Source organism: Mangrovimonas sp. TPBH4 (genome assembly GCF_001280505.1).
Taxonomy (GTDB): domain Bacteria; phylum Bacteroidota; class Bacteroidia; order Flavobacteriales; family Flavobacteriaceae; genus Mangrovimonas_A.
This window is the reverse complement of the sequence record NZ_LBIO01000039.1, coordinates 19,379-33,917: the sequence shown is the minus strand read 5'-3', so window position 1 is coordinate 33,917 and position 14,539 is coordinate 19,379. Positions and strand designations below refer to the sequence as shown.

The 14,539-nt window shown below is 37.4% G+C and carries 13 protein-coding genes; 6 read left to right on the top strand and 7 right to left on the bottom strand.

The annotated features are described in order from the left end of the window. Nucleotides 1–51: 51 nt before the first annotated feature. Nucleotides 52–1,524 (top strand): IMP dehydrogenase, encoded by a 1,473-nt coding sequence (guaB, locus tag ZA05_RS03395; protein ID WP_053990281.1) that lies wholly within the window; start codon nt 52–54, stop codon nt 1,522–1,524. A 77-nt stretch (nt 1,525–1,601) separates the two neighbouring features. Here guaB and ZA05_RS03390 read toward each other — a convergent pair whose 3' ends face one another. The 7 genes from ZA05_RS03390 to ZA05_RS03360 all read right to left on the bottom strand — a co-directional run bounded on the left by ZA05_RS03390 (nt 1,602) and on the right by ZA05_RS03360 (nt 7,755). Continuing rightward, nucleotides 1,602–2,858 (bottom strand): NAD(P)/FAD-dependent oxidoreductase, encoded by a 1,257-nt coding sequence (locus tag ZA05_RS03390; RefSeq protein ID WP_053990280.1) that lies wholly within the window; start codon nt 2,856–2,858, stop codon nt 1,602–1,604. Between the two features lie 164 nt (nt 2,859–3,022). After that, the gene (locus tag ZA05_RS03385) at nt 3,023–3,364 is read right to left on the bottom strand and encodes a hypothetical protein (RefSeq protein WP_053990279.1); all 342 of its coding nucleotides are present in this window, start codon (nt 3,362–3,364) and stop codon (nt 3,023–3,025) included. 139 nt (nt 3,365–3,503) lie between these two features. Then, a complete protein-coding gene (locus ZA05_RS03380; RefSeq protein WP_053990278.1) occupies nt 3,504–4,442 on the bottom strand; it encodes a hypothetical protein in 939 nt (312 codons plus the stop codon). A 209-nt stretch (nt 4,443–4,651) separates the two neighbouring features. Then, entirely contained in the window at nt 4,652–5,026 is a 375-nt protein-coding gene (locus tag ZA05_RS03375; protein WP_197276040.1) for a hypothetical protein, read from the bottom strand. A gap of 154 nt (nt 5,027–5,180) precedes the next feature. Continuing rightward, nucleotides 5,181–7,058 carry a M1 family metallopeptidase gene (locus tag ZA05_RS03370; protein WP_053990276.1) on the bottom strand — a complete coding sequence of 626 codons (1,878 nt, stop codon included), beginning with the start codon at nt 7,056–7,058 and terminating at the stop codon, nt 5,181–5,183. A 9-nt stretch (nt 7,059–7,067) separates the two neighbouring features. Continuing rightward, complete coding sequence (locus tag ZA05_RS03365; protein ID WP_053990275.1) at nt 7,068–7,307, bottom strand: hypothetical protein; 240 nt, start codon at nt 7,305–7,307, stop codon at nt 7,068–7,070. Beyond that, nucleotides 7,300–7,755, bottom strand: coding sequence for an SRPBCC family protein (locus tag ZA05_RS03360; protein WP_053990274.1), 456 nt, complete (start codon nt 7,753–7,755; stop codon nt 7,300–7,302). Before ZA05_RS03360 ends, ZA05_RS03365 begins: the two co-directional genes overlap by 8 nt. A 207-nt stretch (nt 7,756–7,962) precedes the next feature. On the opposite strand from ZA05_RS03360, the gene ZA05_RS03355 reads away from it, so the two are divergent. The 5 genes from ZA05_RS03355 to ZA05_RS03335 are packed head-to-tail and all read left to right on the top strand — an operon-like array spanning nt 7,963 to nt 14,329. After that, nucleotides 7,963–9,948, top strand: coding sequence for a peptidylprolyl isomerase (locus ZA05_RS03355; RefSeq protein WP_053990273.1), 1,986 nt, complete (start codon nt 7,963–7,965; stop codon nt 9,946–9,948). After that, on the top strand, nt 9,949–10,803 hold the full coding sequence (locus ZA05_RS03350; protein ID WP_231632413.1) for a peptidyl-prolyl cis-trans isomerase: 855 nt from the start codon (nt 9,949–9,951) through the stop codon (nt 10,801–10,803). It begins immediately after the preceding gene. A gap of 1 nt (nt 10,804) precedes the next feature. Further along, nucleotides 10,805–12,214, top strand: a complete 1,410-nt coding sequence (locus ZA05_RS03345) for a peptidylprolyl isomerase (RefSeq protein WP_231632411.1) — start codon at nt 10,805–10,807, stop codon at nt 12,212–12,214. A 1-nt stretch (nt 12,215) separates the two neighbouring features. After that, on the top strand, nt 12,216–13,169 hold the full coding sequence (locus ZA05_RS03340) for a MoxR family ATPase (RefSeq protein ID WP_053990270.1): 954 nt from the start codon (nt 12,216–12,218) through the stop codon (nt 13,167–13,169). 23 nt (nt 13,170–13,192) lie between these two features. After that, nucleotides 13,193–14,329 (top strand): acyltransferase, encoded by a 1,137-nt coding sequence (locus tag ZA05_RS03335; RefSeq protein ID WP_053990269.1) that lies wholly within the window; start codon nt 13,193–13,195, stop codon nt 14,327–14,329. Nucleotides 14,330–14,539 lie beyond the last annotated feature (210 nt).

The window sequence follows — 14,539 nt, the reverse complement described above, 5'->3', positions numbered from 1 at the left end:
AATGTCATTAAAAGTCGTATATTTGCACGCAATTATAACCGTAATTGCATCATGATAGCACATCAAAATAAAATTCTAGGAGAAGGATTAACTTACGACGACGTCCTTCTAGTGCCAGCCTTCTCAGAAATCTTACCAAGAGAAGTTAGTATTCAAACAAAGTTTACAAAAAACATTACCCTTAATGTACCTATTGTATCTGCTGCTATGGATACGGTAACCGAAAGTAAAATGGCAATTGCCATGGCGCGTGAAGGGGGAATTGGTGTTTTGCACAAAAACATGACTATCGAGCAACAAGCTGCTAAAGTAAAACGTGTTAAGCGTGCAGAAAATGGGATGATTATCGATCCTGTGACGCTTCCGTTGACAGCTAAAGTTGCAGATGCAAAGCAATATATGAAGGAACACAGCATTGGAGGAATTCCAATCGTGGATGATAGCGGTACCTTAAAAGGGATCGTGACCAATAGAGATTTGCGTTTTGAGCACAAAAATAGTCGTCCTATTTCTGAAGTAATGACCAGTGAAAACTTGGTGACTGCTGGAGTGGGAACCTCTTTGAAAGATGCTGAAATCATTTTACAAGAACATAAAATTGAAAAGCTACTTATTGTAGATGACAATTATAAATTGGCTGGCTTGATTACCTTTAGAGATATCACCAAGCTAACCCAAAAACCAAATGCCAACAAAGACGAATACGGTCGTTTGCGTGTGGCGGCTGCTATTGGAGTAACTGGCGATGCTGTTGAAAGAGCAGAAGCTTTGGTAAGTGCAGGTGTAGATGCGGTAATTATCGATACAGCCCATGGTCATACCAAAGGTGTGGTTGCTGTATTGAAAGAAGTAAAGAAAAAGTTCCCTCAGTTGGAAGTGGTAGTAGGAAACATTGCTACTGGAGAAGCTGCCAAATATTTGGTAGAAGCAGGTGCTGATGCTGTTAAGGTAGGAATTGGACCAGGTTCCATTTGTACTACGCGTGTGGTTGCAGGTGTTGGTTTCCCTCAGTTCTCTGCGGTGTTGGAAGTTGCTGCAGCCATTAAAGGTTCAGGAGTTCCTGTAATTGCGGATGGAGGTATTCGTTATACAGGAGATATTCCTAAGGCGATTGCTGCTGGTGCAGATAGCGTAATGTTAGGGTCTTTATTGGCAGGGACTAAAGAATCTCCAGGAGAAACTATAATTTATGAAGGAAGAAAGTTCAAGTCTTACAGAGGGATGGGGTCTGTTGAAGCTATGAAAGAAGGTAGTAAAGATCGTTATTTCCAAGATGTGGAGGATGATATCAAAAAATTGGTGCCAGAAGGTATTGTAGGACGTGTGCCTTACAAAGGAGAATTGGTAGAGAGTATCCACCAATTTATTGGAGGCTTACGTGCCGGAATGGGATACTGTGGTGCTAAGGATATTGACACCTTGAAAGAAAAAGGACAGTTTGTGAAAATTACCTCTTCAGGGATCAACGAGAGTCACCCTCACGATGTAACGATTACAAAGGAAGCTCCTAACTATTCTAGATAGTACGAGCAATTATATAAAACAAAAAGCGCGATGGAATCCATCGCGCTTTTTCTGTTTATGTGGGTAAAAGAACTAAACTATTTTTTTGGTTTGATAATCATACGGAAGGATTGGTCTTTATTGATGTAATATCCAATCCAATCGTAAAGGGCGCGCATTCGGTTTCTAAAGTTCACCAAAGACATGATGTGGACGAAAATCCAAATACACCAAGCCAAAAATCCTTTAAAGAAGAACTTTTGGTCTGGACCATCGGTAACGGCTTTGTTGCGGCCAATAATGGCCATTGAGCCCAGATCTTTATAGATGAAAGGTTTCCATTCGCTAGTAGAACATAAATTTTTCCCTAGGTTCTTGGCCTGCTGAATAGCGGTTTGCGCCAATTGCGGATGTCCTTTTGGATAGTTGGAATCTCCTGAAACCAAGGCAGAATCTCCAATCGCATAGATATTGTCATAGCCATCTACCAAATTGTAGGCATTGGTCTTTAATCGTCTTCCGGGACCATAGTTTTCAGGTGTAAAACCGTCAAAGGTTTTGGCTGAAATTCCTGCAGCCCAAATTAAGTTTCGGCTGTGTATTTCTGTGCCGTCTGATAAAGATACAATATCATCCTTAAAGTCCTTTACTAAAGTATTCAGTTTGATGGTAACCCCAAGTTCTTCCAGTTTTTTATAGGTGTATTTTTGGGTCTTTTCAGACATCACGGCCAATACTGCATCTTGCCCGTCAATTAGATAAATTTCACCTAGGTCGTCCATACTCAATTCGGGGTAATCCTTAGTTAGGATATGAGCGCGCATTTCAGCAAAAATTCCGGAAAGTTCCACTCCAGTAGGACCTGCACCTGCAATGACAAAGGACAGCAGTTTTTTACGGTCTTTTCTTTTTTCAAGGCGTGTGGCGCGTTCCAATCGGGTGAAGATCACATTCCGCAAGGCTAAGGCATCGCTAATGGTTTTCATTGGCAAACTGTATTCTTCAATGTTTTTATTACCAAAGAAATTGGTTTCGGCTCCCGTAGCCATCACTAAAATATCGTAGTAAAGCTCACCGTTGCTAACAATTATTTTGTTCTCCTGTGGAACAACTTTTTCTAAGGAACCCAATCTAAACTTAACGTTTGGTTTTGAACGCAATATTTTCCTAAAAGGGTAACTAATGGCTGAAGGTTCCATAAAGCCAGCGGCGACTTGATAGAGAAGAGGTGGAAAGAAATTGTAATTGTTGGTGTCTACCAAAATTACATTATAGTTGGAGTTGCCAAGTTGGTTGATAAGTTCTAAACCAGCAAAGCCACCTCCAACAATGATGACGGTTTTTTTATTGGACATGATGTAATGGATAATCTGAATGTACTTACAAAGATATTGGCTATGGCCAAACTACAGAAGATTTGATAACATAAAAATAACATTGAAAAGCTCTTTTTTCAAAATGCAAATATTTTATGGCTTAAGGTGCGTATAGTAAGCTGTTTTGCTGAAAAAGTTGCGATTTATGGATCCTTTAGAATGTGTTTCAATCCTAATAGCAGATTGTGTTCCAAGGTGTCAATATGGCCATCGACCATGAAAAGTTCTTTGATTTCAGAGATTAAGGTCTCCAACTCTTCAGGGTTGTAATTAAGGGAAGAAAGGGAGGATCTAATTTTTTGAATGCTTTGATAGTCGTTATCCTTGTCAAATTCGCGATGGATGCTTGCAAGGTCCAAATCCTGGATTTTAGATTTAATAAATGCCTTCTCATCTTCAGATTCGTTGAAATCGGCATGGGAACAAAAAATCATGATGTATGCCTTTAATTCGTCTTTGGTCCAATTGGTAACAAAATCATTCATGAAGTATAAATTTTGTGGTTTGGGAGTGAATATCTATGTCTTTTAAAATTACGGAATTAAATTGTATAAATGAATTTTAGATATTAAAAAAGCCCTATACATTAGGATAGGGCTTTGAAGATTTTAGTTTGTACTGAATTTATTCAGGGCAAATAAATTTTATGTTGGAAGCATCTCCTTTTTTAGAGTCTCCATTCACTTTAAAGTCGGTGAAAATATTGGCAAAATTCGCATTGTTTTGATCACAGTCCGCATCAAAAACAATAGCGAATGTAGTTTCTGAACAAGCTTCCAAATCGCCAATCCAGGTTAGAACCGTTGGCGCTCCAGGACCATTGCCTGGATTAACGGAATATTCTTTACCATCTAATGGTGTAAAATCCACAATGTGAGGACAAGTAAATTGAACAACAGCATTTTCCATAGCTTCAACGTTGGAATAGGTGAATACATATGAGTTGTCTCCTAAATGCTCATAGCTAAAGCTTTCTTCACAAGGGCAGATACCTATTAAAGAATAAGTTATTGCGTTGTCAAATATGGTTTGTTGTCCTTCAGGTAAGATATTTTCTTCAATTGTAAAGGAAATTTGATCACAGGCCTCCCAATCCATTGGCAAGGCATAAGTCCAAGTGACCATTTCTCCATTGGATACACCATTAACTTCAACAGGCTCTTCTCCTTCAATACCTGGAATTATGTGTATATATTTATTGGATTGATTAGGTCCGGTTGTCTCATATAATACGTTTACTATAAACTGTGTTTCGGTGTTATAGGCTTCATAGCTAACTGTTCTTATGTTTTGGCCGGAAGTTTTAGAGGCTGAGTCTACCATTGCAAAATAATTGCCGCTTCCGGCAACAATACAGGTAGTTTCGCAGTCTACATAGGCTTCGCGCATGGCAGATGAAGCCATGGTCGCCTTGTCTACAGAATTTAGCTTTTCTAAGCTTAATGATTGTATGTTTTTAGGGATTTGGTTGTCCTGTAATTCTTCAGATTGACAAGAGAACATTAGGATAGAAATCAACAGACAGCACCCTAAGAACTTGTTGATTTTGGGCATGTTTTTCATGATTCATTTAGTTTAAGTTACTAGCAAACACTATTGTTTGTTAGGATTTTATAAACAAATGAATCGATTTATAAATTTTTTAAGATTTATAATTGACGAAAGGGATTAAAAATCAGAAGAATTGAAGTTGGGTGTTAAAAATATCGACGAAATGCAATTCTTACAATAGTCCGAAAAAACGAAATTTATGAGTGTACCATATCAAGGAATTAATTATTCCAATGATTTAAATTTTCCTTTAAAGTCTTGGATTTTGATAGGTAGTGAGCGGCCCAAAACGAGATCCAAATGGCATAGATTAAGAATACATAAATTCCTGTTTCCAGATTTTGAAAGGCTAGGGCTAAACTTAAAATTAACCCCAAGGCTAAATTCAGTAGAACCGCATTTTTAATTTGCATATTGAAAATCCCGGTCAAAAAATTCCATCGTGTAAGTTCGTTTGTGATGACTGTTTTCTTTGGATTGGAAAAATCTATGGAAACTTGTTGTGAAGGTTCCATTTTCACAATTAATTGATTATCCTGTCGTAGGTAATCGTAGTCGAATTTCTTTAAGAAATCCTCGGTATGCTGCAGTTTCATATAGTTTGTCGTTAATCGGTATTTGGCTGCTATAATGGTGAATAGCCTCATGTTGGTTAACTCGAACTGTAAATTTACTATTTAAAGCTAGGAAGCTCTCAATTTCAATGTTAAGAGAATGTAAAGTTTTTGTTGAAACAGTATCTCAAATTGATTATTCAATTTGAGATACTGTTTCTCCATGCTCATATTCTAGCAACGTATCTATCGTGCCTGCCGTAACTGAGTGGTAATTGCCTCGTGTTTCCCTGTAAATGGACAAAGCTTCCTCCACTTTATCAGCTTTTTTATAGGCTTTAAACAAGGTTTCTACATACCATCTACGTCCAACGTGGCTTAAAAAGGATGCAATATTTTTATCGACATCGTTACCTCTGTAATCGTGAAGAATAGATTGCTCAAACCAAACCATAGCAATATGGGAGTTGCCAGAATTGGTAAAGTCAAAGGCATTGTCCAAAAGTGCCATTTGTTGTGAGGTGATGGTTTTAGGAAAATTGCGAATAAAATGTACCCATTCCTGCGTGGTCCAATTGTTGGTCAAGGCAGTGTCTACTTCATTCTTGTTTAAATACTGTTCCAAGGTACGTTCTGCAGTATTAAATTTATCAGAAGTAATCACAGCTGCATTGGAAGGAATTCCCGGTTTGTAAATCCATTCTTCTGTATTGAAGGTGATGTTGTTAGGCTCCAGAAGTTGTGTGTTAAGATAGTTTACAAAATCTTCGGTAGTAAGGGTTGTAAAGGCATTGGTAGTAAAATAACTCTTCAGGAATACATCAAATTTATCTCTGCCAACAGTTTCTTCCAAAGTTCTTAAAAACCGGTAGCCTTTATCGTAGGCAATGCTGTTCATACCGTCGTCTGGATTTTCATTTTTTAAGTCCAATTTTAATTGGGTGCTTTCGGGTGTGTCTTTCAAATCTTCCATTTCATCCTCTAAATCCTGACGACCAATCAAGGCCAACATATTGGCACGTTCCTTGCCATAAAGGGCTTCCATAATCCTGATTTCAAAATACACCGTAAAACCTTCATTCAACCAGAAATCATTCCAAGTTGAGTTGGTTACTAAATTCCCAGACCATGAGTGCGCCAATTCATGGGCAATCACCGAAGTTAAACTTTTGTCTCCCGCAATTAGGGTAGGCGTAGCAAAGGTAAGGCGTGGGTTTTCCATACCTCCAAAAGGGAAACTAGGCGGTAATACAATAACGTCAAATTGTTCCCAAGCATAGGTACCATAAAGAGCTTCGGCAGCTTTTAGCATGTTGTCCATTTCTGAAAACTCGTTTTGGACCTTGTCGATCATAGAAGTTTCAGCGTAAACACCAGTACGGTTGCTAATGGCCCTGTATTCCAAATTTCCAACGGAAAGGGCTATCAAGTAAGGAGAGATGGGTTGCTTCATTTGAAAATGATACAATCCCTCTGGATTTTTCTCTTGAGGGTTTTCGGCACTCATTACCGCCATTAGCTCAGTTGGTACTTTTACGGTAGCGTTGTAAGTGATGCGAATTTGCGGACTGTCCTGAATAGGTATCCAAGTTCGGGTCAAGATAGCCTGACCTTGGGTGAACAGAAACGGGTGGGTTTTGTCTGCTGTTTGCTGTGGTGCTAACCATTGCAAGGCTTCGGTCTGTTCGGTAGTTTCATAGAACACGGTGATGGTTTTCGTATCGCTCTTAATATCTATGTGAAGTGGTTGTCCTAAAAATTCATCGAAATCGCCAAGGTGAAATGTAGTTTCCTCACCATCTGCAAGAACACTTTTAACATTCAAAAACTTGCTGTCCAAAACAATTTCAGACGCATTGTTGTTGGTAATGTCATAAGTAGCCGATCCTTTTATAGTTTGGGAATTGAAATCTACTTCAATGTCTAGATTTAGATGATTTATGTATGCTTTGTTGGGAACTGCAAAGGAATGTGGTTCCTCAACAAAAGTTTTGGTTTCAATATGTTCTTTTTCACTAGCACAGTTAAAGCATGACAAAGCTATGGCAAATAGGAGAATACTGGGATATTTCATGTTTTGGAATTATAGATTTTGGTACACTTGACCACGGTGAGGTTTAAGTGCATCTCGAATAGGTTTCATCTGGGACTCGTCCACCACCAAAAAGGCGATGGCATGCATATCGGATAAGGTTTCAATACCCGTAATCTCGATATCCAGATTTTGCATGCGAATATACTCTTTTAAATGGATTTCATGGTGTTGGGCGGTCTTTAGGGCGGAAGGCCCTCGGAAATCCCAAATCAATTTTAATCTACGCATTGGCAACAGAAGTTCCTTTTTCGGCAAAGTTCTTAAAATCTTCCATGTATTGCAACGATTGTTTCTTAAAAGCACCGGGCATGAGTTTGGTCATTAATTTCATGGTAAACCCAAGAGGAACAAATTCGTTGTCTGAGGTCCAAATGGTATGGCCTTCTTCTGTTTGGTTAAAGTAGTTTTCCTGTATGTTGTGCATGCTTTGTGTGGTGTAGGTGGCATGCAGTTCGTATGGCAAATTTACATGGGTTATGGTTTCAATAAGTTCCATGACCCGCTTGCCCAATTTGTAGGTCAGCTTCATTTTAGAGCCAAGTTCTCCTGGGGTACCCGAAATATGTTCGGCCGCAATAAGGCCTTTTTGCCAATGCTTCATATTCTCGGTGTTGTTGAATTTATGAAGAAATTCATCCAAAGGTAAGGCCACCGTAATTTTTGTGGAGTACTTCATTGTTAGCAACTTATTTGAGAATTAAATATACTATGTTATTTTGAAATTCGATTTGTTTTTCAGGGTTTCATGTTAAAATGAAAAATTTTAACAAGTGGGGATGGAACTTTTTTATACGAATTGCATAATAGAGCCGTTTCATAAAAGCAGCTTGTAAAGTATGGTAATTATGTTATTTTTGCTGCAATTGACCAATTGTTTTTTTATATGAAATTTAAACTAAAGTTTTTAGTCCTTTCATTATTTGTTTCAGGGTTTGTGAGTGCACAAACCACTACAGATGATGTGTTGTTTACTGTGGATGGAGATCCTGTTAAGGCTTCGGAATTTATTAGGGTATACAACAAAAACCTAGATTTGGTAAAGGACGAATCGCAAAAAGATGTGGATGAATATTTGAAACTTTTTGTGAACTATCAATTAAAAATCAAAGAGGCAAAACGTTTGGGACTTGATGACAATGCCCAATATAAGCGCGAGTTTGCCAACTACAAAAAACAGCTTACCAAAAATTTCTTGACGGATAACAAAGTAACCGATGCTTTGGTGAAAGAAGCCTACGAACGGATGTCTTATGACATTAAGGCTTCTCATGTTTTGTTTCGTATAGAAGAAGCCGAACGCGATACCTTACAGGTTTACAACGATTTGTTGGCGCTTCGAGAAAGAGCTTTGAAAGAAGGCTTCGAAACAGTTTTCAAGGAATTGAATACAAAATATAAAGCATCCGGTTCAAGGGAAATCAATTATAAAGGACATGAAACCTACGCTGAAGAATTGGGATATTTTTCGGCCTTCAAGATGGTTTACAATTTTGAAACGGTAGCATACAACACCAAGGTTGGTGATATTTCTATGCCGTTCAGAACGCGATTTGGGTACCATATCGTAATGGTAGAGGACAAGCGTCCTTCGCGTGGCGAGGTGACTGTGGAACACATTATGGTGTCTAAAGTTCAGAAGGATTCTTCATTACATCCAGAAGTGCGTATCAATGAATTGTACAAGAAAATTATGCAAGGAGAATCGTTTGAGGCTGTGGCAAAACAGTTTTCGGATGATAAAAGTTCGGCGGCAAAAGGTGGTTTGTTGCCATCGTTTAAAGGCGGACAGTTGAGTTCTTCGGAATTTGAAGAAGTAGCATTTAGCATGACTGAAAAAGGGCAGATTTCAGAACCTTTCAAAACAGAATTTGGATGGCATATTGTAAAATTGATTGACAAAAAAGGAAATCCGGAGTTTGAAACTATTCGGTTGGAATTGGAGCAACGTGTGAAGCGTGATTCTAGATCGGCTTTGATCAATTCTGCGCTAACAAAAAACTTAAAAGAACGTTACAACGTCAAGGATAACCAAGTTGCCTTGACCTATTTTGAAGGATTGATCAATGCAGATTATTTTAAAAATAGTTGGGCCTTGCCTGCAGATTTCACCAAGGACAACACCTTCATCACCATTGGCAAGCAAGACTATACTTATGGAGAATTCGGCGATTATTTAGTATCTTCTCAAAGAAAATACTTTGGAAAGCAACTCACCAATGCCGAAGTTGTTGCAGCTGAATATGAAGCCTTTTTGGAAGCCAAACTTATTGACTACCGCGAACGTAATCTGGAGTTTGAGGATGAAGAGTTTGCGTTTATTTTGGGTGAATATAGAGATGGTTTGCTGTTGTTTGACCTTATGGAAAAGGAAGTTTGGAACACAGCTTCTAAAGATACCGTTGGGTTGAAAAGCTTTTACGAATCTCACAAGGCAGATTATGTTTGGCTGGTTAGGGCAGATGCTGTTGTAGCCTCTGCGGCCAAGAAGAGAGATATTTCCAAAATAGAGGATTTGTTGGAAGCCAATAAATCGGTTGAAGAAATCAGTGCCAAATTGAACACTGAGAGCGAACAAAAAGTTATTTTTACAAAAGGAATCATGGATACAGCCCATCAAGCACTTCCAGAGGATTTTGAGTTCAAAAAAGGACTGTCTTCCATCTATAAGTTTAACGATTCCTATCATATAGCCATTGTTGAGGAAGTCTTTCCTAAAGGACCGAAAACTTTTGAGGAAGCAAGAGGAAGTGTGGTGAGTGACTACCAAAATTATATCGAAGAAAACTGGTTGAACACTTTGCACGAGCGTTACAATGTAGAAATAGATCAAGAAGTGTTAGCTAAAGTGAAATCTCAAATCCTGAATTAATTGAATAAATACAGTGTCATCATATTACTGTTGCTGTTTGCGGTCTTCTCTTGTGATATGTTTAAAAAAGCAGACGACAGGATTCCTATTGCAAGGGTTAATGAGTCTTATTTATATCAAGAGGATATTGAAGGCCTGGTTGCTGAAGGAACGCCAAAAGAGGACAGTTTGTTGTTGGTAAATGGGTTTATAAACCGTTGGGCAACCCAATTATTGTTGGTGGATGGAGCACAGACCAACTTGCCAGAGAAGATGCAGCAGGATTTCAATAAGTTGGTCTCTCAATACAAAAAAGATCTGTTTACCAAGGCTTATTTGGATGCTTTGGTAAAAAGAAATATCGATACTACCGTAACTGCGGAAGAAGCTCAAAAAGTATACGAGCTGAACAAAGAAACTTTTAAGCTAAATGAGGAGTTGCTAAAGCTACGCTACATTAAAATTGCACAAAACGCTATCAATAAGGATGATATCGAGAAGCGTTTTAAACGTTATACCGATGAGGACAAAACCTATCTGGATTCTATTTCCATTCAGTTTAAATCTTACACCTTGAATGATTCTGTTTGGGTAAAAGTTTCTCAGGTTATTGACAAGGTTCCGGTGTTATCTGCTGAGAATAAAAAAGAACTGTTAAAAAAATCTAATTTTTTACAGCTCAAAGATTCATTAGACCTATATTTGATGCAAATAAATGATGTCCTTTTGCAAAATGATTATGCGCCTTTGGAATACGTAAAGCCAACCATCAATCAAATTGTAATGAACAAAAGGAAATTGGAACTCATTAAACAGCTGGAAAAAGATATTACCAAAGATGCTATTAAAAACAAAGAATTTGAAATCTTCAATTAATATGAAATTTATGCTGGCCACTTTGGCGCTTATGTCATACGGGGCGAGCAATGCACAGGAAATTATAGAGGAGCCTGAAGTAGAAAAGAAAGAGCAAACCATCGATCCAAGTGCTCGTAAAAAAGTGGATGGTGTGGTTGCAGTGGTTGGAGATTTCGTAGTTTTAGATTCTGATATCGATAAGGAATTTATTCAACTTCAAGCTAGAGGGGTGTCAACTTCTGATATTTCAAGATGCCAATTGTTTGGTAAGCTATTGGAGGATAAATTGTATACGCATCATGCCATTCAAGATAGTATTACGGTAAATGAATTGGAAATCCGATCCAATATCGAGCAACAGATTAGTACCTTTTTGGAGCAGACCAATGGTTCTATGGATGAATTGTTGAAGTTCTACAATAAAGATAGTGAGGAGAGCCTTAGGGAGGAAATGTTCATTATCAACAAAAATGGTAAGTTGGCATTTGAAATGCAAAATAAAATTGTTGAGGGCATTGAGGTGACACCAGAGGAAGTGCGTGAGTATTTCAATAGTATTCCTAAGGATGAGCGTCCAAGATTTGGAACAGAGCTTAAAGTAGCTGAAATTGTGGTTATCCCAGAAGTTTCAGAAGAGGAAAAGCAAAAGGTGATCAACAGGCTTAAAGAATTTAAAGCGGACGTTATAGAAAACGGTGCAAGTTTTACAACCAAAGCGGTGTTTTATTCAGATGATGTTGCCTCTAGAAAGAATGGAGGAAAATATGAATTGAACAAAAAACACCCACAAATGGTAAAGGAATTTAGGGAAGTTGCCTTTTCTTTACAGGAAGGTGAAATTTCGGAGCCTTTTGAAACAGATTTTGGGTACCATATTATTTATCTTGAAAAAATTAAAGGACAGATTTATGAGGTAAGACATATTTTGCTGCGTCCAGAGATTACTCAAGAAGCAATTAGGGAAGCTAAGGATGAGATTGAACTTATTAGAAAGCGAATTGTAGATGGTGAAGTGTCTTTTGGAGAAGCGGCCCGCGAGTTTAGCGATCAGAAAGAAACCAAACAAGATGGAGGACAAATGATTAACCCGGTGACTCAAGATTACAATTTTGAGTTGACTAAAATGGATCCAGAGTTGTATTCTCAAATTCAAAATTTAAAGGATGGTGAAGTGAGTTTGGTGTTTCAGGATGAAGATCGTGTAAATCGTATCAAATTTAAAATCTTGACAGTAACAGACAGAATAGATGAACATGAAGCAGATTTTGCAAGAGACTATTTGAAAATTAAAAACCTAGCGGAACAAGAAAAGCAATATGAAGCCATAGATAAGTGGACCGAAGAGAAAATCCAGGAAACTTATATTAAAATTAATGGCGAATACAGAGATTGCGAGTTTAACAGTAATTGGTTAAAAAAAGAAAAGTAATATGTCTGATGTAGCAGCTGTAGAACAGTTTGTAAAAAAATACAAAGCCTTAAAGAGTGAAGTTGCAAAAGTAATTGTTGGTCAAGATGAAGTGGTAAATCAAATATTGATTTCCATTTTCTCTGGAGGTCATTCCTTGTTGGTGGGGGTGCCAGGATTGGCAAAAACCTTGATGGTAAATACCATTGCACAAGCTTTAGGTTTAGATTTCAAACGTATACAGTTTACTCCAGACCTTATGCCTAGTGATATTTTAGGAAGTGAGATTTTGGATGAAAATCGCCATTTCAAGTTTATCAAAGGGCCTATTTTTGCCAATATTATCTTGGCAGACGAAATTAACAGAACACCTCCAAAAACCCAAGCAGCCCTTTTGGAAGCGATGCAAGAGCGCGCAGTAACGGTTGCAGGGCATCACTATAAATTGAGCTTACCATATTTTGTGTTGGCTACCCAAAACCCAATTGAACAGGAAGGAACTTATCCGTTACCTGAGGCACAATTGGACCGTTTTATGTTTGCCATTAATTTAAAGTATCCTTCTTTCAATGAAGAGGTGGAGGTTGTAAAAGCAACTACTTCAGATAACAAACCTCAAGTAAATGCCTTGTTTACAGCCGAGGAAATCATCAAATTCCAAAGTGTTATTCGTCGTATTCCTGTAGCGGATAATGTGATTGAATATGCCGTAGGAATGGTAGCGAAAACCAGACCAAACGAATCAACAGCCTCAGATTTGGTCAAAGAGTTTGTGGATTGGGGAGCAGGGCCAAGAGCCTCACAAAACTTGATTTTAGCGGCCAAGACACATGCCGCTATCCAAGGAAAATTTTCTCCTGATATTGAAAATGTTCAGGCGGTTGCCAATGGTATATTAAGACACCGTATCATCAAAAACTACAAAGCAGAAGCTGAAGGCATCACCGACGAACGAATTATAGAGAGTTTGTTTTAAATTCGAAAAGTGATATCTAATTTGTGAGTGTTCTTGAAAAGCATAGAGTTTTTGGCTTAGATGCTATACGGGCATTGGCTATTTTATTAGTATTAGTTTCACATTCTACTTTATTACTTTATCCTGTTCAAGAAAACACGTTTCTTACTGCCATTAGATTTTTTGGAACCGTAGGCGTTGATTTATTTTTTGTGTTAAGCGGCTTTTTAATTGGCGGTATTATTTTAAAACAGATAAATTCCAATAAAGTAAAGTTTAAAGATTTTGTTTATTTCTGGATGAGGCGTTGGTTTAGAACGTTGCCCAATTATTATTTCATTTTAACGCTAAATATATTTTTGGTCTATATTTTTTCCGGTGAAATTATTAATGGTGTTGATGCCTATTTTTTGTTCTTTCAAAACTTTGCTTCTGCTCAACAGGATTTTTTTACAGAGGCCTGGAGTTTGTCAATAGAGGAATTCGCGTATATAATAGGTCCATTGTTTCTGTATCTTAGTCTGCTCCTTGTAAAACGAGTTTCTAAACATTTGCTGTATCTTGTCATTACGTTACTTATTATTATAGGAATCACAATTTGTAGGTATTATTTTCATATGAATAATGTTCTTGATTCAGGACAGGAATGGAGTAGGGCATTACGAAAAGTGGTTGTATATAGAATTGATGCTATTTATTATGGTTTTTTGGCAGTGTATATAGCCACATACTTCAAAGACATATGGCAGAATTTTAGAGTTCATAGTTTCGTTGTAGGAATGCTTTTGTTTTTTGGAATGCATGCTATTTTTTTTTATGAAGCGTTAAGTCCGGACAATGCACCTCTGTTTTTTAATGTATTTTATTTGCCCTTCGTGGCCATTGCTTTATTACTCTGTTTCCCATTTGTCATACAAATAAAAAGTAAGGGCTCTCTAAAAAGAGTGATTACAAAACTGAGCGTATTGTCATATGCCATCTATTTAACCAATTATTCTATAGTATTGTTAACTATCCAGCATTTTATAGATATGAGTGATTCTTCTATGGTACTCAAATTTATGGTGTTATTAGTGTATTGGAGCCTGTCCATTTATTTGAGCCACTTATTGTATACCTATTTTGAAAAACCAATGATGGATTTAAGAGATCGGCCAAAACTGAAGGCTTTGGTAAAATAAACAAATTAGGAAAATTACTGTTTTTTGAATGTTTTATGGCTAAAATTCATACGAATTAATTATCGTATTATATCGATTTCGTATGGCTGGATATTGTATTCAATATTTTATTTTTAAAACTTTGTATTAATTCTTTACTTTTGCGAGGCTAAAGAAAAAAATATGTTATAAACGGCTTTGATTTAACAAGAAAGTCTGTATTGTTCAGAT

Bases quoted from the DNA above. Each gene is read 5' to 3' on its own strand.
- guaB (WP_053990281.1), top strand. From the start codon at position 52: ATGATAGCACATCAAAATAAAATTCTAGGAGAAGGATTAACTTACGAC.
- ZA05_RS03345 (WP_231632411.1), top strand. From the start codon at position 10,805: ATGAAATTTATGCTGGCCACTTTGGCGCTTATGTCATACGGGGCGAGC.
- ZA05_RS03365 (WP_053990275.1), bottom strand. From the start codon at position 7,307: ATGCGTAGATTAAAATTGATTTGGGATTTCCGAGGGCCTTCCGCCCTA.
- ZA05_RS03340 (WP_053990270.1), top strand. From the start codon at position 12,216: ATGTCTGATGTAGCAGCTGTAGAACAGTTTGTAAAAAAATACAAAGCC.
- ZA05_RS03390 (WP_053990280.1), bottom strand. From the start codon at position 2,858: ATGTCCAATAAAAAAACCGTCATCATTGTTGGAGGTGGCTTTGCTGGT.
- ZA05_RS03385 (WP_053990279.1), bottom strand. From the start codon at position 3,364: ATGAATGATTTTGTTACCAATTGGACCAAAGACGAATTAAAGGCATAC.
- ZA05_RS03375 (WP_197276040.1), bottom strand. From the start codon at position 5,026: ATGAAACTGCAGCATACCGAGGATTTCTTAAAGAAATTCGACTACGAT.
- ZA05_RS03370 (WP_053990276.1), bottom strand. From the start codon at position 7,058: ATGAAATATCCCAGTATTCTCCTATTTGCCATAGCTTTGTCATGCTTT.
- ZA05_RS03380 (WP_053990278.1), bottom strand. From the start codon at position 4,442: ATGAAAAACATGCCCAAAATCAACAAGTTCTTAGGGTGCTGTCTGTTG.
- ZA05_RS03355 (WP_053990273.1), top strand. From the start codon at position 7,963: ATGAAATTTAAACTAAAGTTTTTAGTCCTTTCATTATTTGTTTCAGGG.
- ZA05_RS03360 (WP_053990274.1), bottom strand. From the start codon at position 7,755: ATGAAGTACTCCACAAAAATTACGGTGGCCTTACCTTTGGATGAATTT.